The organism is Erwinia sp. SLM-02, from assembly GCF_037450285.1.
Taxonomy (GTDB): Bacteria; Pseudomonadota; Gammaproteobacteria; order Enterobacterales; family Enterobacteriaceae; genus Erwinia.
Genome location: NZ_JAQISN010000042.1, coordinates 1 through 255 on the forward strand (window position 1 = coordinate 1; position 255 = coordinate 255).

Sequence of the window (255 nt, forward strand, 5' to 3'; positions counted from 1 at the left end):
CGCCTTTCCCTCACGGTACTGGTTCACTATCGGTCAGTCAGGAGTATTTAGCCTTGGAGGATGGTCCCCCCATATTCAGACAGGATATCACGTGTCCCGCCCTACTCATCGAACTCACAGTAAGTGTATTTTTGTGTACGGGGCTGTCACCCTTTGCTGCGCGACTTTCCAGACGCTTCCACTAACACACAAACTGATTCAGGTTCTGGGCTGTTCCCCGTTCGCTCGCCGCTACTGGGGGAATCTCGGTTGATT

The 255-nt window shown here is 52.9% G+C and carries 1 rRNA gene; it reads right to left on the reverse strand.

What is annotated here, in order from left to right:
* Window positions 1-255 (reverse strand): 23S ribosomal RNA (locus PGH32_RS24800); the annotation flags it as partial.